The sequence below is a fragment of the Magnetospirillum sp. LM-5 genome (genome assembly GCF_902729445.1).
GTDB lineage: Bacteria > Pseudomonadota > Alphaproteobacteria > Rhodospirillales > Magnetospirillaceae > Magnetospirillum.
In genome coordinates this window covers 53,132-76,773 of the sequence record NZ_CACVCE010000045.1, presented here as the reverse complement: position 1 = coordinate 76,773, position 23,642 = coordinate 53,132, and the positions used below count along the sequence as shown (strand labels likewise).

Sequence of the window (23,642 nt, the reverse complement as noted above, 5' to 3'; positions counted from 1 at the left end):
GTCTTTCATTTGTGGTCACTTCACCTTGCGCGGCCACGGCCGTCAAGACGGGAAGCGCATTTTGGCCAGGGCTCCGGCGACGGCGCGGGCATCGGCCAGGGCGTCGTGGCCGCGTCCGCAGGGGGCGAGATCGAACAATTTCGGCAGATCGGCGCTGAACAGATGGGTCCGGCCGGTGGCGGCCAGCAGGCGCGGATAGACGTCGTGGGTCCGGCCAAGGAAGCGGTCGGCGATGCCGGCCAACCGGCAATTCTCGGCGATGACCAGGGCGTCGCCGCCATTGGCCACCAGCGGCAGGTCGGGCTCGGCGAAGCGCAGCAGGCTTTCCAGGGCGTCCACCACATCGATGCCCCGGGCGTCCAGGGCGTCCTGGCTGATGCCGGTCAGGTCGACGAAATAGGAACTGAGCGTCGGATTGATGCGCGGGCGGACCAGCAGGCACAGACTTGCCAGCTCACGGAAGGCGGCATCGACCCGCACCGCGCCGATCTGGACGATCTCGCGGTGTTCGCCGGGCCCGGTCCAGCCCCGCTCCCACGCGCCCGGCCACGACGTGTATTCGAGGTCGTAGACGATGTAACCGGCCGGTTGGCTCATGGCATCAGACACCTTGCTTGACAAAGTCCCGGAGGGCAGGGAAGTTTGCTGGCTTCTTGCCGATCATAGCGGTGAGTTCAACGTTCAGCCAAGGTGTCGCGGTGACCGAAGCCAACCTGTCCCCCGCCGATGTCTCCCGCCTGTACCGGTCGCTCAAGCGCATCCGCAGGTTCGAGGAAGTCACGGCCGAGATCTATCCGTCCGACAAGATCAAGAGCCCGGTCCATCTGGCCATCGGCCAGGAACAGGTCTCGGTCGCGGTGTGCGACGTGCTGGGCGCCGGCGACTGGGTCGGCGGCTCGTACCGCAGCCACGCCATGTATCTGGCCAAGGGCGGCTCGATGCCGGCGATGATGGCCGAGATGTACGGCAAGGATACCGGCTGTTGCCGCGGCAAGGGCGGCTCGATGCATGTCATCGACGTCCAGGCCGGGGTGATGGGCTCGTCGGCGGTGGTGTCGACGCAGATCCCGGTGGCCGCCGGCTATGCCCTGGCCGCCAAGCGCGCCCATGCCGGCCATGTGGTGGCGGTGTTCTTCGGCGACGGCGCCTCGGAAGAAGGTTGCTTCTACGAGACCCTGAATTTCGCCGCCCTGCATGCCCTGCCACTTCTGTTCATCTGCGAGAATAACGGCTACGCCATCCACGAGCCGATCGCCAAGCGTCGCGCCAAGCCGGACGAGATCTGCTCGGTGGCGGAATCGCTGGGCGTGCCGGCGCATCGCATCGACGACGGCGACGTTTTCGCCATTCGCCGCACCGCCGAAGAGGTGGTGCGTCGCATGCGCAAGGGCGGCGGCCCGGCCCTGATCGAGGCCAAGGTCTATCGCTGGCGCGAGCATGTCGGCCCCAACGAAGATTACGACCAGGGTTATCGCTTCGAGGACGAGGTGGTGCCGTGGAAGCGCACCGATCAGGTCGAGCGTCTGGCCGCCATGGTCGATGATTCCGCCCGCGCCCGCATCGATGCCGAAATCGAGACGGAAATCGCCGACGCCGTGCGCTTCGCCGAGGAAAGCCCCATCCCCGCCGCCAAGGAAGTGTTTTCCGATGTCTACGCCTGACGCCCCCCGCCCGCTGAAGTACGTCGACGCGCTGCGCGAGGCGGTCGAGCAGGAAATGGACCGCGACGAGCGGGTCTTCGTGTTCGGTCTTGACGTCGACGACCACAAGTCGATCCAGGGCTCGACCCGCGGCCTCTTGCAGAAATTCGGTTCCGACCGGGTGTTCACCACGCCCTTGTCGGAAGATTCCATGACCGGCATCGCCATCGGCGCCGCCATGGCCGGCATGCGGCCGATCCATGTGCATATCCGCATGGATTTCATGCTGCTGTGCATGAACCAGCTGGTCAACATCGCCGCCAAGGCCAGCTATATGTGGGGCGGGCAGGTCAAGGTGCCGCTGGTGGTGCGCTCGATGATCGGCAAGTCGTGGGGCCAGGGCGCCCAGCACAGCCAGGGCCTGCACTCGATGTTCATGCATGTCCCCGGCCTGAAGGTCTGCGCACCCAGCAACGCCCATGACGTCAAGGGTTGCATGATCGCCGCCATCCGCGACGACAATCCGGTGGTGTTCATGGAACATCGCCTGCTGTACGGCACCGAGACCGATGTGCCGGCCGCCCCCTTCACCGTCGAGCCCGGCAAGGCCCGCATCTGCACCCATGGCGACGACGTCACCATCGTCGGCATTTCCAACATGGCGCAGGAAGCGATTCGCGCCGCCGAGCTGCTGGCCGAGGCCGGGGTCCACGCGGAAGTGATCGACCCGATCTGGCTGAAGCCGCTGGACATCGCCACCATCGCCGAATCGGCCAAGCGCACCAAGCGTCTGCTGGTGGTCGACAATGGCTGGGAGATGTGCGGCGCCTCGGCCGAGATCGTGGCGGCCGTGCTGGAAAGTGTCGGCCCCGAGGCCGGCATCCGGGTGCAGCGCATGGGCTTCGCCCCGACCACCTGCCCAACCAGCCCGTGGCTGGAGGCCGAGTTCTATCCGAACCCCGGCACCATCGCCGCCGCCGCCTGGAAGTTGGCCCGTCCCGGCCAGCCCGACTGGGCGCCCAGCCCCGACCGGACCAAGCTGGCCTATCAGGTGCAGTTCAAGGGCCCGTTCTAGTCGATGCGCGGCGGCCTTTCCGTCGCCGGATTGGGGCGGGCGGCAGCCCTTCTGGCCCTGTTCGCCGCCGCCGTCGCCCTGACGGTGAATAACGGCCTGTCGGGTTTCACCTTCGACAGCGACCCGGTCTATTACGGCGGCTACATGGTCGCCAAAGGCCTGTGGCCTTACATCGACTGGAGCTCATCCTATGCGGTGTTGCCGGCGGTAATCGAGGGCGGCTTCATGCGCCTGTTCGGTACCGGGTGGCATGTCTCCGCGCTTCATGCCGGATTGACCAACGGTCTTTTCGCCGTGCTGGCCTATCGCCTGTTTCGGCATTTCGGCCTTGGCCCGGTGGCGGCCTATGTCTATGCGGCGGCGGCGGCGGTCACCTATTACGCGCCGATCGGCTACGGCACTCCGGACAAGCCCAGCTTCCTGTTTCTGATGGTGGCCCTGGTCCTGCAGGCCGCCGCCTTGAAGAGCGACCGGCCGGGCCGGGTCGGCGCGCTCTATGTCGGCGTGACGCTCGCCGTCGTCGCCACCTTGCTGTCGAAGCTCAACCCGACGGTGCTGTACGCGATCCCGCTGTTGGCGATGTTCTTCGGCCTGACCGGTCCTGGGCGATTGGCCGCGTTGCTGGCCGGCCTCGGCACGGTGTTGGTGCTGGCGGCCGTCTTTGGGCTCATCGAACTGGCCCATACCGGCTTTCTGGCCAATCTGGGCTATTACGCGGTCAAGCTGCCCTTGCTGGCGGGGTCGCAGCGTGTCGGCGGCGAGGGCAGTTTCGCCTATTCCAAGCTGGCGACCTACACCCATCTGGGAACCTTCAACCTGTTGTACGGCCTGATGGCGGCGGGGGTGGCCCTGCTGTGGTTGCGGCGCGACCAATTGTTCGACGGCGGCAACGGCTATGCTCGGTTGATCCTGCCGGTGTTGCTGGGGGTGTCATTCTGGGCGGTGACGGTGTTCCATCTCAGCACCATCGCCCAGCCGTGGCCGGCCCATGTGACCCTGGTGGTCCCAGCGGTCGCCCTTCTGCATGCCGCAATTGCCGCGGCCGTCCGCGCCACCTCGCCGCTTCACGGCGAATCGGCCGCCACCGCCTTGCGTCTGCTGGCGGTGGCCTTGACGGCCACGGTGGCGATGGATGCCAAGGAATACCAGCGGGTGGTCGGCAAGCCGCGCCTGATCTTCGATCTTCGGCTGGAACTGGGCGAAACCCAGCCGCGCGGTTCGGTCGGCATCGATGCGTTCCGCTATCTCCGCTGGATTCCAACGCTCGACGAGCCCCATCTGGCCGAAGAAATTCGCGATGTCGTCACCGCCATGCGGTCGGTGCCCGGCAACGTCTTTGTCCTGGGCATGCCCAATCACTATTATGTGTTCGCCGACAAGGCGCCGCTGCTGCCGGCGATGGTGGTTCTGGCCGGCCACACCACGCCGCCCGTCGGCAGCGATCAAGAGGCCCGGTTGATCGCGCGGTTCAAGGAAAACGTCGAACGCGCCGAGGTCCGCCATCTGGTGACCAGCCGGACCCTGGCGGATGGGCTGGCCAAGGAGTTCCTGGCCTCGCGCCATGTTTGCCACGTCACCGATGTCGGCCGCAGGGCGGTATTGGCGGAACTGTGCGGTGACCCGCTTCCGGATTACGCCCGCGTGTCACGAATCCTCTACGGGTTCGTGCCCCGACAGGACGGCGTGCCCAGCCTGGATTAAGAACCGTCCGCCGATCAGTCTTTCGGCGGCGATCCGTCTTCGAGCCCCAGGGTCGAGCGGACGATATAGCGCGGGCGTCCACGCACATCCTTGTAGATGCGCACGATGTAAAGGCCGACCAGGCCGATCGCCGCCATCAGCGAGGCCCACGCCAGCAGGGCCAAGGCCCCCGCGGCCAAGCCGCCCGAGCCGCCGAACACCACGCCCATCAGCCCGGCCAGCAGCAGCGGCACCCCGATGGCCAGCCCGGCCAGCCCGGCGGCGAGAATGGCGTAAAGCGGCGTGAACGAGAACGAGATGAAGCCGTTGATGGCGGTCTTCCACGGGTTGCGCGAAAAGAGCGGGAAATGGGTCTCGCCGGCATGACGGGCTTGCCGTTCGTAGGTCACGAAGGCCTGGGAAAAGCCGATCCAGCTGACCAGACCGCGCAGATAAGGATCCGATTCCGGCAAGGCCAGCAACTGATCGACGGCGCGGCGCGACAACAGTTTGAAGTCGCCGGCATTGACCGGCAGGTTGATGGTCGAGGTCCACTGGATCAGCCGATAGGCCTGGCGGGTCAGCCACATCTTGGCCGGATGCTCGCCCAGGCGGTGGCTGCGCACGGTGTGGACAACGTCGGCGCCGTCCCGCCAGCGGGCGATCATCTCGGAGATCAGCTCGGGCGGGTCCTGGAGATCGGTATCCAGATAGACCACGGCGTCGCCGCGGGCGACGGCCATCCCGGCCAGAACACACTCGGAAACCCCGAAGCGCCGCGACATGGTGACCACCTTGATCCGCGGGTCGGCGGCATGGAAACCGGCCAGAACGGTGGCCGAGGAATCGGATGAATCGTCATCGACGAAGATCAGCTCGTAATCGCAGCCGGCGGCTTGGATTGCGTCGCGCGTGCGGGTCACCGCCACCGGGATGTTGCTCTCCTCGTTGCGAAACGAGAAGACCACAGAAATCAAGGTATCCAAGACGATTATCCTTCGACCGTGCCCGCCATGGTTCGCTTGCGGCGGAGTATAACGGTTGGCGAGGCATGTGCAACGAGACGGTTCAGGCGGCAGAGCGGACTTTGCCGGTCTGGCCCTATATGCTATAGGGCAGCCTGAATCCCGAACTGTCGCGCGACGGGGAGTATTATCACGATGTTCTACGAGCTTGCCGCCCCGACTTGGGGGCCTGAGGAAATCGAGGCCGCCAAGGCGGTGATCGATTCGACCTTCACCACCATGGGCGCTCAGGTCAAGGCTTTCGAGGCGGAATTCGCCGCCTATCACGGCCAGAAGCACGGCATCATGGTCAATTCCGGCTCGTCGGCCAATCTGATCGCGGTGGCGGCATTCTGCTTCAAGCAGGACCGGCCCCTGGCCCGCGGCGACGAAGTGATCGTGCCGGTGATCTCGTGGGCCACCACCTATCATCCGCTGCAGCAATACGGCCTGAAGCTGCGCTTCGTCGATGTCGATCTGCAGACCCTGAACATCGACGTCGCCCAGCTGGAAAAGGCTCTGACGCCCAAGACCCGCGCCATCGTGGCGGTGTCGATCCTGGGCAACCCGGCGGCGCTGGACACCATCCGCGCCTTCGCCGACGCTCACGGCCTGATGATGCTGGAAGACAATTGCGAAAGCATGGATGCCGAGCTGAACGGCAAGAAGTGCGGCACTTTCGGGCATCTCAACACCTTCAGCTTCTTCTTCTCGCACCACATCTCGACCATGGAAGGCGGCATCGTCCTGACCGATGATGACGAGTTGGCGCATCTGTGCCGGTCGTTGCGCGCCCATGGCTGGACCCGCGACCTGCCGGCCGATTCCACGCTTTATCAGAAGAAGTCCAACGACCATTACGAGGCGTATCGCTTCATCCTGCCCGGCTACAACGTGCGCCCGCTGGAGATCGAGGCCGCCATCGGCCGCGAGCAGTTGAAGAAGCTGCCGGGCTTCACCGCCCAGCGCCGCAAGAATCTCAAGCTGTTCCAGGACTTGTTCGCCAACGACGACCGCTTCATCATCCAGCGCGAGAACGGCAAAAGCTCGGCGTTTTCGTTCACCATCATCCTCAACCCGGCGATGAAGCCCAACCGGGGCAAGGTGTTCGAGGCGCTGGCCGCCGCCGATATCGGCTATCGCATCATCACCGGCGGCAATTTCCTGCGCCACGACGTGCTGCGCTTCTACGATTACGATGTGGTCGGCGGCGCGGTTCCCAACGCCGATCTTGCCCATGATTACGGGTTCTTCGTCGGCAACCACGCCTTCGACCTGACCCCCCAGATCACCCGCCTGCGCGAGGTTCTGGACCCGGTGTGCCGCTAACTGTTTCCGCCGGCGCGGAAAACATGTCAGAAACCTGAATTACCCTGGGCTCGGCCGCTGCGGCGCCGCCCGGATATCGGCGCCACGGCGCCCAGACCACAAGAAAGAGGACCCAAGGGATGAGCTACAACGTTCTGGTCACCGGTGGTGCGGGTTATCTCGGTTCGATCATGGTGCCCGAGCTGCTGAAGGCCGGTCACAAGGTCACCGTGCTGGACAATTTCATGTTCAAGCAGAATTCGCTGGCCCATTGCGTCGCCGACCCCAATTTCGACGTCGTCAAGGGCGACGCCCGCGAGGAATCGGTCTTGAAGCCGCTGTTGGCCAAGGCCGATGTGGTGGTGCCGCTGGCCGCCCTGGTCGGCGCGCCCTTGTGCAAGCAGGACCCGATCGGTGCGACGACCACCAACCTCGACGGCCAGCTGATGCTGATCAAGGCGCTGTCCAAGCAGCAGCGCGTGCTGATGCCGATCACCAATTCCGGCTATGGCGTCGGCGAGTCGGGCAAGTTCTGCACCGAGGAAACCCCGCTGCGTCCGATCTCGCTGTACGGCGTCCACAAGGTCGAGGTGGAGAAGGCGGTGCTGGACCACGGCAACGCCGTCAGCTTCCGCTTGGCCACCGTGTTCGGCATGGCGCCCCGCATGCGCCTCGACCTGTTGGTCAACGACTTCACCTACCGCGCCGTCTATGACCGCTTCGTGGTGCTGTTCGAAAGCCACTTCAAGCGCAATTACATCCATGTGCGCGACGTGTCGCGGGCCTTCCTGCACGCGCTGGACAATTTCGAGGCGATGAAGGGCCAGCCCTACAATGTCGGCCTGTCCGACGCCAACCTGTCGAAATTCGAGCTGTGCCAGCGCATTCAGCAGCAGATCAAGGATTTCGTCTTCCTGGAAGCGCCGGTGGGTGAAGACCCCGACAAGCGCGACTATATCGTCTCGAACGAGAAGATCGAGAAGACCGGCTGGAAGCCCGCCCACTCGCTCGACATGGGTATCGCCGAGTTGATCAAGGGCTACCGGATGATCAAGAACACCATCTACACCAACGTCTAGGACCAAGCCCTTGACCTTCGAGCTTGCCGGAAAGCGGGTGTGGGTGGCCGGCCATAAGGGAATGGTCGGCCAAGCCCTGGTGCGGCGTCTGGCTGCCGTCGATTGCCAAATCCTGACGGTGGACAAGGCCAGCCTGGATCTGCGCCGGCAAGCCGAGGTCGAGGCGTGGATGGAAGCCAACCGGCCGGACGCGGTGTTCATCGCCGCCGCCCGGGTCGGCGGCATCCAGGCCAACGCGGCCCGGCCCGGCGAGTTCTTCTTCGACAACAGTGCCATCGCCACCAACATCATCCATGGCGCCCATTTGACCGGGGTGGCCAAGCTGATGTTTCTGGGCTCGGCCTGCGTTTTCCCCCGCATTTGCGAGCAGCCGATCCCGGAAACCGCGATGATGACCGGCCCACTGGAGCCCACCAACGAGGGCTATGCCATGGCCAAACTGGGCGCCATCGCCATGGCCAAGGGCTATCGGCGCCAGTACGGCCGCGATTTCATCTCGGTGGTGCCGACCAACCTGTACGGTCCCGGCGATAATCTGGACCCGGCGGCCAGCCATGTGGTGCCGGCGACCCTGCGCAAGGTCCTCGAGGCCCAGGCGGCCCGCGCCCCGGTGGTCGTGTGGGGCACCGGCAGTCCGCGCCGCGAATTCCTGCATGTCGATGATGCCGCCGACGCCATGGTGTTCCTGATGGAGCGCTATTCCGACGACGACATCATCAATATCGGTGCCGGCGAGGATGTGTCGATCCGCGAGCTGACCGAAAAGGTGTGCGCCATCGCCGGCTACGACAGCGAACTGCAATTCGACTTGACCAAGCCCGACGGCATGCCCAGGAAGCAGCTCGATGCCGGCCGTCTGCTGGCCATGGGCTGGCGCCCGCGCATCGCTTTGTCCGATGGCTTGCGGGAAACATTGGAATGGGTCCGCGGGGTGCTGCCATGACCATTGATGTCGTGTTGATCAATCCGGGCGGGCGCGAGCGCGTCTATCAGCAGCTGGGCAACGAGCTGACCGCCATCGAGCCGCCCTTGTGGTGCCGCCTGATCGCCGGTTACGTCCGCGATCGCGGTCTGAGTGTGGCGATCATCGATTCGGAAGCCGAGGGCTGGGGGCCGCAGCATGTGGCCGAACGGGTCGCCGAGCTTGCCCCGACCCTGGTCGGCATGGTGGTGTTCGGCCATCAGCCGTCGGCTTCGACCCAGATGATGGTCGGCGCCGCCGAGGGCTGCCGGGCCATCAAGGAGGTGCTGCCCGACATTCCGATCCTGATCGTCGGCGGCCATGTCTCGGCCCTGCCCGAGCGGACCCTGCGCGAGGAGCCGGTGGATTTCGCCTGCAAGGGCGAGGGGCCGGTGACCGTGCTTCAACTGGTCGCCCAATTACAGGCCGACGAACCCGACCTGGCGGCGGTCGAGGGCCTGGTGTGGTGGGACGAGGACGAGGTCCGCATCAATCCCAGCGCCACCTTGATCAGCGACCTGGATGCCGACCTGCACGGCAATGTCTGGGACATGCTGCCGATGGGGCGTTACCGCGCCCATAATTGGCAATGTTTCGGCGATCTGGGGGCGCGCCAGCCCTATGCCTCGATCTACACCTCGCTGGGTTGCCCCTATAAGTGCAGCTTCTGCTGCATCAACGCGCCCTTCGACGCCAACCGCTATCGCATGCGCAAGCCGGAAGCGGTGGTGGCCGAGATCGATCATCTGTACCGCACCTACGGGATCAAGACCTTCAAGATCATCGACGAGATGTTCGTGCTGAACGAACGCCACGTCTTCGCCATCTGCGACGGCCTGATCGCGCTGGGCTATTCCGACCAGCTGAATTTCTGGGCCTATTCGCGCGTCGATACCGTCAAGCCGCACATGCTGGAGAAATTGCGCAAGGCCGGCATCCGCTGGCTGGCGCTGGGGATTGAATCGGGGTCGAAACATGTTCGCGACGGCTCGGACAAGCGGCTGAAATACGAAGACATCGTCGCCGTGGTCCGCGATATCCAGAAGGCCGGCATCAACGTCATCGGCAATTACATCTTCGGCCTGCCCGACGACAGTGTGGAAACCATGCGCGAGACCCTGGAGCTGGCCAAGGAAGTCAATTGCGAGTTCGCCAATTTCTATTCGGCCATGGCCTATCCCGGTTCGCAGCTCTATGCCATGGCGGTGGCGCAAGGCTGGGAGCTGCCGTCGGCCTGGTCGGGCTTCTCGCAGCATTCCTTTGATTGCCAGCCCTTGCCGACCGAGCATGCCTCGGCCGCCCAGGTCCTGAAGTTCCGCGACGACGGCTTTCACGAATATTTTGCCAATCCGCGCTATCTGGACATGGTGACCCAGCGCTTCGGCTGGGACACCCGCCGTCACATCGAGGAGATGGCGGTCCATCGCCTGCGGCGCAAGCTGTTGGAAGAGGAAGGCGCATGATCATCAGCCGCACCCCCTTTCGTATTTCCCTGTTCGGCGGCGGTTCCGACTATCCGCAATGGTACTTGAACCATGGCGGCTCGGTCCTGGGCTTTGCCATCGACAAATATTGCTATATCTCGCTTCGGGCCTTGCCGCAATTCTTCGAACATCGCCATCGGGTGGTTTATTCCAAGGTCGAAACGGTCAAGGAGATCAGCGAGATTCAGCATCCGGCGGTGCGCGCCGTGCTGGCCGAGACCGGGGTCGATTACGGCGTCGAGATCCATCATGACGGCGATCTGCCGGCCCGATCCGGCCTGGGCTCGTCGTCGTCCTTCACCGTCGGGCTGCTGAAGGCGCTTTATGCGCAGAAGGGCCGGATGGTGTCGCAGAATTTCCTGGCCCGCGAGGCGATCCGCATCGAGCAGCAGGTGATCGGCGAGAATGTCGGCTCGCAGGATCAGATCTGGGCAGCCTATGGCGGCATGAACCGTGTCGACTTCTTCACCGACGGCAATTTTTCGGTGGTGCCGCTGGTGATGGCGCCGGAGCGCCGTCGCGATCTGCTGGGCCATTTCATGTTGTTCTTCACCGGCCTGTCGCGCTTCGCGACGGAAGTGGCCGGCAAGAAGATTGCCAACCTGGAAAAGCGCGCCGCCGACATCACCCAGATGGTGGCGATGGTCGATCAGGCCCAGACCATCCTGGGCGATCCCGACCGCGACCTGTCCGACATCGGCCGCCTGCTGCATGAAAGCTGGTGTCTGAAGCGCGGCCTGGCCGATTCGGTCAGTTCCGACGACATCGATCGCATTTATAAGGCCGGCCGCGATGCCGGCGCCATCGGCGGCAAGCTGTTGGGCGCCGGCGGCGGCGGCTTCGTCTTGTTCTATGTCGAGCCTGACCGCCAACAGGCGGTGCGCGAGGCGTTGCACCCGCTGATCGAGGTTCGTTTCGATATCGATTATGCCGGCAGCAAGATCGTGGTCTACGAACCGAACGGACTGGAACACCGCTGATGGAGCGGCCGGTCCGGCTGCTGGGCCGCAGGCCTGCCTGCGAGAACCGGGTGTGGCGGGTCGATTTCGACCATATCGCCGCCGAAGCTGTCGAGGTTCCCAATTACCTGACCATGGTTCCCAAGGGTCTGCGGCCCGACGGGATCGGCGGCGTGTCGGTGCTGCCGGTGACCGCCGACGGGTTCGTGCTGCTGCGCAATTACCGCCATGCGGTCGATGCCTGGCTGTGGGAATTGCCGCGCGGCTTCGTCGATGCCGGCGAGAGCGCCGAAGTGGCGGCCCTGCGCGAGCTGGAAGAAGAAGCGGGCCTGACCTGCGACCCGGCCGATCTGGTGGCGCTGGGTTTCTTTTATCCCGAAGCCAGCACCATCCGTGCCAAGGGGGCGCTGTTCGCCGCCCTCGGATGTCGGCCGGCGATGGTCGCGCGCGACGAGGAACCGGGACTGGGACAGCCGGTCACCGTCAAGCGTGACGATCTATTGCGCATGTTGGCCAGCGGCGAGATCGAGGATGCCTCGACCGCCATCGCCTGCCACCGCTATTTCTCGGTCCGGCCGTAGGCGTCTTCCAGGCGGACGATATCGTCCTCGCCGACATATTCCCCCGACTGGACCTCGATCATCCGAAGCGGCAGCCGGCCGGGATTCTCCAGCCGGTGCGGGGTGCCGGCCGGAATGAAGGTCGATTCGTTCTCGCGCAGGGTGAAGGTCTGCTCGCCGCAGGTCACCAGGGCGGTGCCGGTCACCACCACCCAATGCTCGGACCGGTGCCAATGCTTCTGCAGGGACAGCTTCGCCCCGGGATTGACCTGGATGTGCTTGACCCGAAAGCGATGGCCGTCATCGAGATTCTGGAACCAGCCCCAGGGGCGCCAGGCGCGGCTGCCATGGGTGGCCTCGGACCGGTTCTTGGCCTTCAGGGCCTCGACGATCTTCTTGACGTCCTGGTCATGGGTCTTGTCGGCGACCAGAACGGCGTCGTCGGTGGCGACCACCACCAGATCCTTGACGCCGATGGTGGTCAGCAGGCGGTCGTCGCTGCGCAGATAGCAGCCTTCGGTGCCGGTGGTGATGACGTCGCCGATGGTGACGTTGCCGTTGTCGTCGGGCTGGCTTTCCTGCCACAGCGACGACCACGAGCCGATGTCCGACCAGCCCATCTCGACCGGAACCATGGCGGCACGGGCGGTCTGTTCCATCACCGCGTAATCGATGCTTTCGCCGGAAAGGGTGGCGAACGGGCCTTCGGCCAGGCGGAAGAAGAACAGGTCGGTCGCACCTTGCTCCAGCGCGTCGCGGCAGCCTTGGATCATGCCGGGGCGCAGGCGGGCCAGTTCTTCCAGGTACAAGCGGGCGGGGAACAGGAAGATGCCGCTGTTCCAGGCATAGGTGCCCTCGGCCAGATAGGTCTCGGCGGTGGCGCGGTCGGGCTTTTCGACGAAGCGGCGGACGGCGAAGCCGTCCATCACCGCCTCGCCCCGCTGGATATAGCCGTAACCGGTATTGGGCTCGGTCGGCGCGATTCCGAAGGTTACCAGATGGCCGGCCTTCGCCAGCGGCATGGCCTTGGCGATGGCCGCCTGAAAGGCGGCGACATCGCGCACCAGATGGTCCGACGGCATCACCAGCAGAAGCGCGTCCGGCTGGTCGGCGGCCAGCAGGGCGGCGACGGCGACGGCCGGCGCGGTATTGCGGCCGCACGGCTCGATGACGATGGCCTTGGGCTCGATGCCGATCTCGCGCAATTGCTCGGCGACGATGAAGCGGTGTTCCTGATTGCACACCACGATGGGGGCGGCGTCGGCCCTGAGCGCGGTTTCCTGCAGCAGCGTGCGCTCGGACAGCAGCTTCAGCATCTGCTTGGGCATCATCTCGCGTGACAGCGGCCACAGGCGGGTGCCGGCACCACCGGACAGGATCACGGGAACCAGGGTCATCGGGCGTTTCTCCAAGCCGACGTCATGCGGGCCAAGCCGTCCTTCAGGGACAAGGGCGGGGTCCATCCCAACGCCCTGAGGGGCGAATCATCGACCACCAGCGATCCGGTCAGGCGCCTGATGGTGCCAGATCGGCCGAGCAGCCGAAAGAGGAAGGCGGGCAGCGGCATCAAGCGGGCCGGTCGGCCCAAGCCGTCGCCCAGCAGGCGCAGTAATTGCGATGTCGAAACGTCTTCGCCGTCGCGGATCAGGAAGGTGCCGCCGGCCCGGCGTTCCAGCAGGAAAGCCAACGCATCGGCCAGATTGTCGATGCCGACCAGCGAGCGGCGGTTGGTCAGCCCGCCCAGCGGCAAGGGCAGGCCGGTGTTCAACACCTTCAGCAACGTGGCCAGATTGCCCTTGGCGCCGGGGCCGTGGATCAGCGGCGGACGCAAGATGGTCAGGGCCATCGGCCCGTCCATGGCGCGCAAGCCTTGCTCGGCCTCGGCCTTGGCGATGCCGTAAGCGTCGAGCGGGGCAGGGGCATCGTCGGCGCGATAGGGGCGATCGGGCGGGGTTGCCTCGCCATTGACCTTGATGGAGCTGACGAACAGGAGGTGCTGCACCCCGGCGGCAGCGGCCTGTCGGGCCAGGGCCAGGGTGGCGTCGCGATTGATCCGGCGAAACAGCGCCAGCGGATCGGTCTCGGTTTCCTGCATGACATGGGCGCGGGCGGCCAGGTGGACCACCGCCTCGACACCATCAAGCGCCGGACGCCAGTCGGTGTCGGGGCCAAGCTCGCCGATAGGGACCACCTCCAGCCCCGGCAGGTCGCGGCGGCTGGCGGCGACCACCCGATGGCCGCGCGCCATCAAGGCGCGGCAGACCGGACCGCCGACGAAGCCGCTCGCGCCGGTGACCAGGATTTTCATGCCGGGGCTCCCTTCGACCAACGATGCAGCAAGGCCAGCAGGGCGGCGACCACCCCGATGGCGATGGCGATGCCGGCCCAGGTCAGACCGATGGCGGCCAAGGTGGCGGCGGCGATCAGCACGATATTGGCGGCACCGATGACAGCGGCCACCTGATCGTGGCGTTTGCCGCCCTGGACGGCGCGCTGATAGAAGTGCAGGCGGTGGGCCTGCCACACCTTCTCGCCCCTGAGGGCCCGGCGGGTCAGGGTGATGGTGGCGTCGGCGACATAATAGGCCGGCAGGATCAGGGCGGCGGCCAGCTGGCCATCAACAGCCAGGGCGGCCAACAGCCCGCCCAGCACGAAGCCGAACGGCACGCTGCCGGAATCGCCCAGGAACATCCGGGCCGGGTGCCAGTTGAAATGCAGGAAGGTTCCGCCGATCACCGCGACGGTCAAGGCGGCGGTCCCCACCACCGGGTCGGCGCCGGCCAGACCGGCGACGATGGCGATGCCGCCGCCCAGCGACATCGTTTCGATTCCGGTGATCCCGTCGATCCCGTCCATGAAATTGTACAGATTGACGAACCACAGCCAGCCCAGCCCGGCCAGCAGCGCATCGGCCCAGACGGGCAGGGCGGGGCTGATCACCCCGCTATCCAGCGTGGTCAGGCCCAGCCCGACCATGGCCGCCTGGACCAGGAAACGCGGGCCGGGCGGCAGGCCGCGCCGATCGTCGATCCACGACACCGCCAGCAGGATCACGGTGCCCGCGCCCAAGGCCAGGGCCAAGGAATGCTGTGCCTGCCATCCCATCAGCAGCAGCAGCGCCGCCATCACCGGGCTGGTGGCCAGGCCGCCGCCGCGCGGGGTCGGCAGGGTGTGGCTGGACCGTTCGTTGGGCAAATCAAGGATCTGACGCCGCTTCAGCCAGGACAGCACGGCCCGGCCGGCGACCAGGGTCGCGGCGCCGGCCACCACCAGCCAGGGCCAGGCCTGCGCCATCACCGAGCCTTACTCCGCCAGCGAGACGCGCTGACCCCGGGCCAGCGACTCAAGCACGGCGATGGTGGCCAGGCTGGTCTCGATCAGCTCGGCCTCGTCGACCGGGGCCGGGCCCCCGGCCGCGACCGCCGCGGCGAAGGCTTCCAGCTCGGCACGGTGGCCCTTGTCCTGGCCCAGTCCGGCCTTTTCGGTGCGGGTCTTGCCGTTCTCGGTCACCGTCAGGGTCAGGAAATTGTCGATCACCAGAACAGTTCCGCCAGCGAAACACTCGAAGCGTTCCTTGGAATAGGACGAATCGCCCTGGGCGGTATAGATGATGGTGGCCAGCGAGCCGTCCTTGAAGGCCAAGGTGACGGTCAGGTCGTCGCAGCCGCCATGGGTGACCCGGGCGGCATCGGCCTGGACGGTGGCGATCGGGCTGCCGACCAGGGCGCGGGCCAGATCGATGAAATGGCAGACCTCGCCCAGAATGCGCCCGCCGCCTTCCTCGGCGGCATTGACCCAGCTTTCCGCCGGCAGCGCCCCGGCATTGACCCGAAGCACCAGCATCTTCGGCCCGTGGTGGCGGGCCAGCAGGGCGCGGGCCTTGACGGTCAGCGGCGCGAAGCGGCGGTTGAAGCCGACCAGGAAGAAGCCGGCCGAGTCCTGGCGGGCGGTGATCACCTGATTCAATTGGGCGCGATCCAAGGCCAGCGGCTTTTCGACGATCACCGACTTGCCGGCGGCCAGACAGCGCGCCGTCAGCTCGGCATGGTTGGAATGGCGGGTGGCCACCAGCACGCCGTTGATGGCGGGGTCGGCCAGCAGCGCATTCAGGTCGGTGGTGGCCTTGGCGAAGCCGAAGGCGGTGCGGGCATGCTCGGCGGTCTGGCCGCGGGTGGTGCAGATGGTGTGGAAGCTGACGCCGGGCAGGCGCTTGAATTCCGGCAGCAGCACGGTGCGGGCGAAATTGCCGGCGCCGACCACGCCCAGGGTGCAGCCGCCGGCCGCCGCGCGGGGCGCCGGGAAGGACGGCGCGGCGGCTTTTGTTTGCTCTTCGTAATGAAGGATGACGCCCAGGTGGGGCTCGGCCCCGCCGGTGACCAATTGATAGGCGTCTTCGGCGCGCTCGAAGGGGAAGCGGTGGGTGATCAGGGCGCCGACATCCAAACGGCGGGTCAGGGCCGGGCTCATCAGCCGCACGCATTCCTTCAGGTTCTCGGCCTCGGTCCAGCGGACCCAGCCGGCCGGATATTTCAGGCCGCGGCCTTCGAAATCCTCGTCATAGCGCCCCGGTCCATAGGACCGCGACACCATCAGCTGCAATTCCTTCTTCATGAAGGCGGCGTAGGGGAACTCGGTGCCGGTCTTGCCGACCATCACCACTTTCGCCCGGTCGCGAGCCAGCTCGGCGGCCAGTTCCAGCGGTTCCGACGACTCGGTGGCGGCGCAGACCAGGATACCATCGCAGCCCAGGCCGCCGGTCAGGGCGGCGACCGCCTCGGCCAGGCCGGGCTCGCCCAGTTTCCAGGCCAGCTCGGCCCCGGTGCGGCGCGCCAGCTCCAGCCGGGCGGCATTGACGTCGATGGCGATGACGCGCACCCCGGCCAGGGTCGCCAATTGCTGGGCGATCTGGCCGACCAGGCCGACGCCCAGCACGGCGACGACGTCGCCCAGCTGCGGCGCCAGATTGCGCAATCCGGCCATGGCGATGGCGGCGACGGTGCCGAAGCAGGCTTCCTCGTCCGAGATGCCGTCGGGGATGGGGGCGACCAGATTGCGCGGCACCACGTTCAGCTCGGCATGGTTGGCCAGCCCGGCCCCGGCCATGGCGACGCGCTGGCCGACCTGGAACAGGCCTTCGCAGCCGGCGCCGACGGCCACCACCTCGCCGGCGGCGGAATAGCCCAGCGGCAGCGGTTCGTCCAGGCGGGCCATCACCGCCTTGAAGGTGGCCAGCACGCCATCGCGCTTGGCCTTGTCGACGACCTTGCGCACCAGGTCGGGGCGTTCCTTGGCCTTGCCGGCCAGGCTTTTCTTGGCGAAGTCGATGACCATCCGCTCGGTGCCGGCGGAAATCAGCGACGCTCGCGTGCGCACCAGCACCGCGCCCGACCGCACCCGCGGCTCGGGAACCTCGGTCAGGGCCAGTTTGCCGGACCGCGCACTTTGGATGACCTGCTTCATAGGATTGCCCCTGGCCTGAACCCAGGGCTATATACGGCGATCCTTGGCCTTTGGGAAAGACCGAATCCATGTGTGGCCTAGCCGCAATTCTCGCCGGAACCGGCGCTTCCCATCCCGTGGATGCCGCCGAGCTGGTACGGATTCGTGACGCCATGACGGCGCGCGGTCCTGACGGCCAGGGCCTGTGGCTGTCGGCGGACGGTCGGGTCGGGTTGGCGCATCGTCGTCTGGCCATCATCGACTTGTCGCCGGCGGGCGCTCAGCCGATGGTCAGCACCTGCGGCGGCATTCGCATCGTTTTCAACGGCGAGATCTACAATTACCGGGCCTTGCGGGCCGAGTTGGAGGCCGAGGGTGTCGGATTCCGCTCGCACACCGATACCGAGGTGATCCTGGCGCTGTATCGCCGCGACGGCATCGCCATGCTGAAGCGTCTGCGCGGCATGTTCGCCATCGCTTTGTGGGACGAAGCCCGGCAGGGGATGCTGTTGGCCCGCGATCCCTTTGGGATCAAGCCGCTTTACGTCGCCGACGACGGACATACCCTGCGGGCGGCGTCCCAGGTCAAGGCGCTGCTGGCCGGAGGGGCGGTCGATACCCGCCCTGATCCGGCCGGCCATGTCGGCTTCTTCCTGTGGGGCCACGTTCCGGAACCCCACACCCTGTATGACCGCATCAAGCCCTTGGCCGCGGGATCATGGATGTGGGCCGGGTCCGACGGCACACGCCGGCACGGGCAGTTCTTCGATTTGCGCGAGGAATTGCGGTGCCCGGCCGCAATGGCCGGGGCCAATCTGCGCGAAGCCTTACTGGACAGCGTTCGTCACCACCTGGAAGCCGACGTGCCGGTCGGAGTCTTTCTGTCGTCGGGCCTGGATTCGGCGACCCTGGCCGCCTGTACCCGTGAGTTGACGGACACGTTGCCACATACCGTGACATTGGGTTTTCAGGAATTTGCCGGTGGACCCCGTGACGAGACACCGCTGGCCGAACGCATCGCCGCCCATTACGGCACCCGCCATCGCACCATCCATATCACCGCCGCCGATTTTGCCGCCAATCGCGAGCGCATCATCGCCGACATGGATCAGCCATCGGTCGATGGGGTGAACACGTGGTTCGTGGCGAGGGCGGCACGGGAATGCGGTCTGAAGGTTGCGTTGTCGGGACTGGGCGGCGACGAGCTGTTCGGGGGGTATGATTCCTTTCGCCAGCTTCCCCGGCTGGTCGCAACGATGGCGCCATTGCGCCATGTTTCTGGACTGGGCCGGCTGGTGCGACGGATGACCGCACCGTGGATCGGGCGGTTTGCCTCGCCCAAAGCCGCCGGTCTACTGGAATATGGGACCAGTTTCGGCGACGCCTATTTATTGCGGCGCGGTTTGCACATGCCGTGGGAACTGGCCGGGGTGATGGATCCGGAAATGGCCAGGATCGGCTGGCGGGACCTGCAGGCCCGTGCCGCCCTGGCGGCGGCGGCGGACATCGCGGGAGATCGCCGGAAGGTGTCCGCCCTGGAAATGGGTTTTTACATGCGCAACCAGCTTCTGCGCGATGCCGACTGGGCAGGCATGGCCCACTCGCTGGAAATTCGCGTGCCCTTGGTGGATGTCGAGCTGTTCCGGACGGTTGTCGCCCTGGCGGGAAACACCCACCGCCCTGACAAGCAGGACATGGCGGCCTGCTCGGTCCCGGCGCTGCCCCAGGCGGTTCTGACCCGTCCCAAGAGCGGTTTCTTCGTGCCGATCGCGCAATGGCTGGGCGAGCGGACGCTGAAGGGATGGGCGGCCAGGGTCTATGGTGCGTTTACCGCCTGATGGTGCCTGGTCCGGCCACGGTTTTTGCTTGCCAGCACCCCCTCCATCGTAGCACTTGTGTCTCAGGCAGCGGTCCCGCGGTGGCTCGCTTTTCTCAGGGCATGGAGGTGGCGTGACCGACAGCAGCGACACTCTGGATATCAGTATCGTCGTTCCCGCTTATAACGAACGCGAGACGCTGGCCGCGCTGGTGGCGGGGGTGCGTGCGAGTCTGCAGCCGTTGTCCGGCCGAACCTGGGAAATCCTGTTTATCGACGATGGCAGCCATGACGGCAGCTGGGACGAGATGACCCGTCTGGCTGCCGAGGATGGCGCCGTGCGCGCCATTCGGATGCGGCGCAATTTCGGCAAGGCGATGGCTCTGTCGGTTGGGTTCCGGGCGGCGCGCGGCCGGACGATCGTGACGATGGACGCCGATCTGCAAGATGACCCGCAGGAGATCCCGCGTTTTCTCGACAAGCTCGATGAAGGCTACGACCTTGTGTCCGGCTGGAAGGAGCGCCGTCAGGACCCGCTGGACAAGACCTTGCCGTCGCGACTGTTCAACGCGGTAACGTCGAAGGTGTCCGGCGTAAGGCTGCGGGACTTCAATTGCGGTTTCAAGGCTTACCGGGCCGGCGTAGTGCGCAACATTCGGCTGTATGGCGAGCTGCACCGTTATATTCCGGTTCTGGCCCACGCCCAGGGCTTCCGGATCGGCGAGATTCCCGTTCAGCACCATCCCCGTCGCTTTGGTATCTCCAAATACGGGCTGGAACGCTATGTCCGCGGTCTGCTGGATTTGCTGACCGTGGTGGCGCTGACCCGCTACTCGACCAGGCCGGGCCATTTGTTTGGCGGTATTGGTGTGGCGTTGGGCTTGGTCAGCGCCGCGGCTCTGACGTGGTTGACCGGCGTTTGGTTGTTCACCGACAGCGCCATCGGGCACCGGCCGCTGCTGTCTTTCGGGGTCATGACCGGGGTGATCGCCGTGCAATTGGTCTGTTTCGGCATGTTGGCCGAGTTGATCGTCGCCAAGGGTGAACTTGTCGATCCCGCCTGTCTGGTGGCGGAGACCAGCCGAAATGAACCATCCGGCGGCAACTGAGACGACACGGCGGACGGCGCGATGCTGTTCAACTCATTCGAGTTTCTCTTCCTTTTCCTGCCGCTGACGCTGGCGGTGTTCTTCGCCCTGGGGCGGGCCGGCCGCACCGTCGCCGCCGAAACGTGGCTTCTGGTCGTCTCGGTGCTGTTTTATGCCTGGTGGGACTGGCGCAATCTGCCCATCCTGACGCTGTCCATCGCCGTCAACTTCCTGATCGGCCGCCGCCTGGCCCTGTTCGCCGCGGTCGATTCGCCGGCCTTGCGGCGGCTGTGGCTGACGGCGGGAATAGGCGTCAACCTGACGGCCCTGGCTTATTTCAAGTACGCCGCATTTCTGGCCGACAGCTTGGTGCCGCTGGTCGACATGCGCGCTCAGGTCGCCGGCATCGAGCTGCCGTTGGGCATATCGTTCTTCACCTTCACCCAGACCGCCTTCTTGATCGATGCCTACCGTCGTCAGGTTTGCGAGGCCAATCCCCTGCATTACGGCCTGTTCGTCACCTATTTCCCGCATCTGATCGCCGGCCCGATCCTGCACCACAAAGACATGATGCCGCAGTTCGCCGAGCCGGAAACCTATCGGATACGGCCACACGACCTGGCGGTCGGCCTGACGGTCTTCACCATCGGTCTGTTCAAGAAGGTGGGGCTGGCCGACCATGTGGCACCCACCGCCAGCGCGGTGTTCGACGCCGCACGGGACGGGACGGCGCTGACCCTGGCCGACGCTTGGCTGGGGGCGCTGTGTTACACCCTGCAGATTTATTTCGATTTCTCCGGCTATTCGGACATGGCCGTGGGGCTGGCCCGGATGATCGGTGTCCGGTTTCCGTTGAACTTCAATTCGCCGTACCAAGCGTTGTCGATCATCGATTTTTGGCGGCGCTGGCATATGACCCTGTCGCGCTTCTTGCGCGACTACCTGTATTTTCCATTGGGCGGCAACCGCCGGGGCAGCGCCCGGCGCCACGTCAATCTGATGCTGACCATGCTGCTGGGCGGGTTGTGGCATGGGGCCAACTGGACCTTCGTGGTCTGGGGCGGGCTGCACGGAATCTATCTGATGGTCAACCATGCCTGGCATGGGCTGCAGGACCGGATGGGGCGCCGCCTGCTGCCCGGAGCCGGCGGGCGGCTGGTTGCCGGCACCTTGACCTTCGTGGCGGTGATGGTGGCCTGGGTGTTTTTCCGGGCCGACTCGGTGGTTTCGGCGGGGCGTGTCCTGTCGGCGATGGCCGGGCTGGACCAGTTGCGGCTGCCGCGCCGGCTGGCCGACCTGCCTGGAGCTGGCTGGCTGGAGGCGCACGGTGTAGAATTCGGCACGGTGTTTAGCGAGCAGATCGTGACCACGCCGATCGAGACGTCCGGGCTTGCCGCGCTGCTGCTGCTGATTTGCTGGCGGATGCCCAACACCCAGCGGATCGTGCCCGAGATTGCCGGAGAACCGCGCCATGATTCCTGGCGGTGGCGGCCGATTCCATCCTGGGCGGTGGCGGTCGGCTTGATTCTGGCAGTGGGAATCCTGGGAATGTCGCAGGTCAGCGAATTCATCTACTTCAATTTCTGAGCAGGTCGCGGTGATGCAGACTCCCTCTTCCGCCGGTTACCTGCGGATCGCCCTGTCGGTCACTGCCGCGGTATGCGCGGCGGCCGCGGTGCTGACGGCCGTGGTCGATCCGTTCGGACGGCTGGGCCGCGCGCCGTGGGGGCTTTACGCGTCCACCGAGCGCGACGCCAAGCCGCATCTGGCCCGACTGGGTCGCCATGACGCCCTGATCATCGGTTCGAGCAAGACTGCCATCATCGACCCGGCGACGCTGCCGGCAAGCTGGCGCTTCCTCAACGCGTCGTTTGCCTCGGCGGTGCCCGAGGAGATCGCGGACTTTCTCGACAGCTACGCGGGCCAGACGCGGTTGGTTCTGATCGGGCTTGATTTTTACATGATGAACGAACAGGGCTTTCCGGCCAGCCGGGGCGCCTTTGCCGCGCGCGGGGGACAGGCGGTCGCCAGCTACCTGCTCAGCGGTTCGGCCGCCATCGCGAGCCTGGACACGCTGTGGCGGGCCGTGGTCAAGGGCGAACCGCCGGGCGTGGCCGTTCCCGCCGGTAACCGGGTGAAGGCCGACGACGCGCCGGGGGCGCAGATCGACGACCGGGCGACCTTGGCCATGTTGCGGGCCCGCCATTACCGCAACGTCCGTTACGCCGAATGGCGGTTGGCCCGCCTGGCGGAAACTGTCGAGCGCCTGCAAGCGCGCGGCGTTACCGTCAAGGTGTTCATCAATCCGCTGACACCGGTGATCTATCACCTGCTGCAATCCTTGCCGGCCTGGCAGGATTTCCTGCGGTTCCGTGCCGATGTGGCGCGATACTTCCCGGGCTCGAAGGATCTGTCGTGGTCGGACCTGTCAGACCGGAACGGTTTTTATGCAGCCGATCCGTTCCATTACAAACCCGAGGTCGGTCGCCGACTGGTTGCCGCCGTCTTGGGCGAGGTGGCACCGTGAAGGCCCCGGGATCGTTGAGCCGGAACGTCTGGCTGCGGTTGGTCGTAGCGGTGGTTATCACCGCCGGTATGACCGCCCTGATCGCCGCGAAGGTCGATGTTGGCGCCATGGGTGGGTACCTCGCCGCCGCCCGACCGGGGTGGTTGGCGGCGGCAGCGTTGTTGGTGCCGGTGATCAGCCTGCTGCGCGGAATACGCCTGGCTATCGTTGTCCGGCGTCCGCCGACTCCGCCGCTGCTGGCCATTTCGGTGCTGCATAATTTCATCGCCTCGGTCGCACCGATGCGGTCGGGGGAGCTGGCCTTGCCGTTGCTGCTGCGGCGGCTGGGCATCGACACCTGGCATTCGGCCGGGCTGTTGCTGGCCCTGCGCGGGTACGATCTGCTGGCGGTGCTATTCTTCGGCGGCGTCGCCACCGCCTGGCTGGGGCCGATGATCCCGGCATTGGACCCGTTGGTTCCGGCCGCGGTGGCGCTGGCCATCGGCGCCACCTTGGCGGCGTTGTTGTTGCCGCGCGTGGTGGCCGCCCTGCACCGCCTGGTGGCGTCATTTGCCGAGCGTCCATGGATGGCCCGCCTGGATCGGCCGCTGTGCGGCATCCTGAGCGGCGTCGATCGGCGTCGCGGATTGTGGGTTCTGTATCTGGTCAGCCTGCTGACGTTCGCGGTCAATTTCACCTTCTTCCATTGGTGCGCCATCGCCCTTGGCGCCGACCAGCACCCGATGGTGACGATGTTTTGCGGCTGCGCCGCGGTTCTGGCCTTCGTGCTACCCATCAATGGGCTGGCCAGTTTCGGCCCGATACAGGGGGCGTGGACCGCGACGGCGGTGCTGGCCGGCGTGCCGGCGGAACTGGCCTTTGCCACGAGCGTTCTGATGCATGCCCTGTTTCTGGCGGCCTCGGGGGGGCTGGCCCTGATTTCGCTCGTGCTGTTGCCGCGTCCCGAGCAATCCGGGCCGGGCGGCCCTTGAGATGGTCGTGCTGCAAAGCCGGTTGACGCAAATTTCAGCAGTTTCCGGCGG

At 65.8% G+C, this 23,642-nt stretch carries 20 protein-coding genes; 14 read left to right on the top strand and 6 right to left on the bottom strand.

The genetic code is table 11. The features are described 5' to 3' along the window. Positions 1-42: 42 nt before the first annotated feature. The gene (locus MTBLM5_RS14300) at positions 43-597 is read right to left on the bottom strand and encodes a 3'-5' exonuclease (protein ID WP_173976755.1); all 555 of its coding nucleotides are present in this window, start codon (positions 595-597) and stop codon (positions 43-45) included. Between the two features lie 101 nt (positions 598-698). Here MTBLM5_RS14300 and MTBLM5_RS14295 point away from each other — a divergent pair, with 101 nt between their 5' ends. From MTBLM5_RS14295 to MTBLM5_RS14285, 3 genes are read left to right on the top strand one after another with little or no spacing between them, the layout of a single operon-like run. Then, a complete protein-coding gene (locus tag MTBLM5_RS14295; protein WP_254431059.1) occupies positions 699-1,661 on the top strand; it encodes a thiamine pyrophosphate-dependent dehydrogenase E1 component subunit alpha in 963 nt (320 codons plus the stop codon). Further along, complete coding sequence (locus MTBLM5_RS14290; protein WP_173976754.1) at positions 1,648-2,715, top strand: alpha-ketoacid dehydrogenase subunit beta; 1,068 nt, start codon at positions 1,648-1,650, stop codon at positions 2,713-2,715. Before MTBLM5_RS14295 ends, MTBLM5_RS14290 begins: the two co-directional genes overlap by 14 nt. 3 nt (positions 2,716-2,718) lie before the next feature. Continuing rightward, a complete protein-coding gene (locus MTBLM5_RS14285; RefSeq protein WP_173976753.1) occupies positions 2,719-4,416 on the top strand; it encodes a hypothetical protein in 1,698 nt (565 codons plus the stop codon). A 14-nt stretch (positions 4,417-4,430) separates the two neighbouring features. Here the strand turns inward: MTBLM5_RS14285 and MTBLM5_RS14280 are convergent, their stop codons facing one another. After that, positions 4,431-5,381, bottom strand: a complete 951-nt coding sequence (locus MTBLM5_RS14280) for a glycosyltransferase family 2 protein (protein WP_173976752.1) — start codon at positions 5,379-5,381, stop codon at positions 4,431-4,433. 174 nt (positions 5,382-5,555) lie between these two features. Between MTBLM5_RS14280 and MTBLM5_RS14275 the strand changes: the two genes are divergently transcribed. From MTBLM5_RS14275 to MTBLM5_RS14250, 6 genes are all read left to right on the top strand, one after another. Then, on the top strand, positions 5,556-6,728 hold the full coding sequence (locus tag MTBLM5_RS14275) for a DegT/DnrJ/EryC1/StrS aminotransferase family protein (RefSeq protein WP_173976751.1): 1,173 nt from the start codon (positions 5,556-5,558) through the stop codon (positions 6,726-6,728). Positions 6,729-6,847: 119 nt separating this feature from the next. Then, positions 6,848-7,786 carry an NAD(P)-dependent oxidoreductase gene (locus MTBLM5_RS14270; protein ID WP_173976750.1) on the top strand — a complete coding sequence of 313 codons (939 nt, stop codon included), beginning with the start codon at positions 6,848-6,850 and terminating at the stop codon, positions 7,784-7,786. Between the two features lie 10 nt (positions 7,787-7,796). Further along, positions 7,797-8,729, top strand: coding sequence for a GDP-L-fucose synthase (locus MTBLM5_RS14265; protein WP_254431058.1), 933 nt, complete (start codon positions 7,797-7,799; stop codon positions 8,727-8,729). Beyond that, a complete protein-coding gene (locus MTBLM5_RS14260; RefSeq protein ID WP_173976749.1) occupies positions 8,726-10,210 on the top strand; it encodes a B12-binding domain-containing radical SAM protein in 1,485 nt (494 codons plus the stop codon). The genes MTBLM5_RS14265 and MTBLM5_RS14260 overlap by 4 nt, the downstream gene beginning before the upstream one ends. Next, entirely contained in the window at positions 10,207-11,211 is a 1,005-nt protein-coding gene (locus MTBLM5_RS14255) for a kinase (RefSeq protein WP_173976748.1), read from the top strand. The genes MTBLM5_RS14260 and MTBLM5_RS14255 overlap by 4 nt, the downstream gene beginning before the upstream one ends. Further along, positions 11,211-11,771: an NUDIX hydrolase gene (locus MTBLM5_RS14250; protein WP_173976747.1), complete on the top strand. Its 561-nt coding sequence runs from the start codon at positions 11,211-11,213 to the stop codon at positions 11,769-11,771. Before MTBLM5_RS14255 ends, MTBLM5_RS14250 begins: the two co-directional genes overlap by 1 nt. On the opposite strand, the gene MTBLM5_RS14245 is transcribed toward MTBLM5_RS14250, so the two are convergent. From MTBLM5_RS14245 to MTBLM5_RS14230, 4 genes are read right to left on the bottom strand one after another with little or no spacing between them, the layout of a single operon-like run. Beyond that, positions 11,750-13,147 (bottom strand): mannose-1-phosphate guanylyltransferase/mannose-6-phosphate isomerase, encoded by a 1,398-nt coding sequence (locus MTBLM5_RS14245; protein WP_173976746.1) that lies wholly within the window; start codon positions 13,145-13,147, stop codon positions 11,750-11,752. The two genes, MTBLM5_RS14250 and MTBLM5_RS14245, sit on opposite strands and share 22 nt — an antisense overlap. After that, positions 13,144-14,058 (bottom strand): NAD-dependent epimerase/dehydratase family protein, encoded by a 915-nt coding sequence (locus MTBLM5_RS14240; protein WP_173976745.1) that lies wholly within the window; start codon positions 14,056-14,058, stop codon positions 13,144-13,146. The genes MTBLM5_RS14245 and MTBLM5_RS14240 overlap by 4 nt, the downstream gene beginning before the upstream one ends. Continuing rightward, positions 14,055-15,044, bottom strand: coding sequence for a glycosyltransferase family 4 protein (locus MTBLM5_RS14235; protein WP_173976744.1), 990 nt, complete (start codon positions 15,042-15,044; stop codon positions 14,055-14,057). The genes MTBLM5_RS14240 and MTBLM5_RS14235 overlap by 4 nt, the downstream gene beginning before the upstream one ends. A gap of 9 nt (positions 15,045-15,053) precedes the next feature. Then, positions 15,054-17,210: a bi-domain-containing oxidoreductase gene (locus tag MTBLM5_RS14230; protein WP_173976743.1), complete on the bottom strand. Its 2,157-nt coding sequence runs from the start codon at positions 17,208-17,210 to the stop codon at positions 15,054-15,056. 68 nt (positions 17,211-17,278) lie between these two features. On the opposite strand from MTBLM5_RS14230, the gene asnB reads away from it, so the two are divergent. The 5 genes from asnB (at position 17,279) to MTBLM5_RS14205 (ending at position 23,591) form a co-directional block, all read left to right on the top strand. Further along, positions 17,279-19,027, top strand: coding sequence for an asparagine synthase (glutamine-hydrolyzing) (asnB, locus tag MTBLM5_RS14225; RefSeq protein ID WP_173976742.1), 1,749 nt, complete (start codon positions 17,279-17,281; stop codon positions 19,025-19,027). Between the two features lie 112 nt (positions 19,028-19,139). Next, positions 19,140-20,114, top strand: a complete 975-nt coding sequence (locus MTBLM5_RS14220) for a glycosyltransferase family 2 protein (protein WP_173976741.1) — start codon at positions 19,140-19,142, stop codon at positions 20,112-20,114. Positions 20,115-20,135: 21 nt separating this feature from the next. Further along, a complete protein-coding gene (locus MTBLM5_RS14215) occupies positions 20,136-21,680 on the top strand; it encodes an MBOAT family protein (protein ID WP_173976740.1) in 1,545 nt (514 codons plus the stop codon). Between the two features lie 10 nt (positions 21,681-21,690). Continuing rightward, positions 21,691-22,620, top strand: a complete 930-nt coding sequence (locus tag MTBLM5_RS14210; protein ID WP_217425036.1) for a hypothetical protein — start codon at positions 21,691-21,693, stop codon at positions 22,618-22,620. Next, positions 22,509-23,591 carry a lysylphosphatidylglycerol synthase transmembrane domain-containing protein gene (locus MTBLM5_RS14205; RefSeq protein ID WP_256367179.1) on the top strand — a complete coding sequence of 361 codons (1,083 nt, stop codon included), beginning with the start codon at positions 22,509-22,511 and terminating at the stop codon, positions 23,589-23,591. The genes MTBLM5_RS14210 and MTBLM5_RS14205 overlap by 112 nt, the downstream gene beginning before the upstream one ends. The last annotated feature ends 51 nt before the right edge of the window (positions 23,592-23,642 follow it).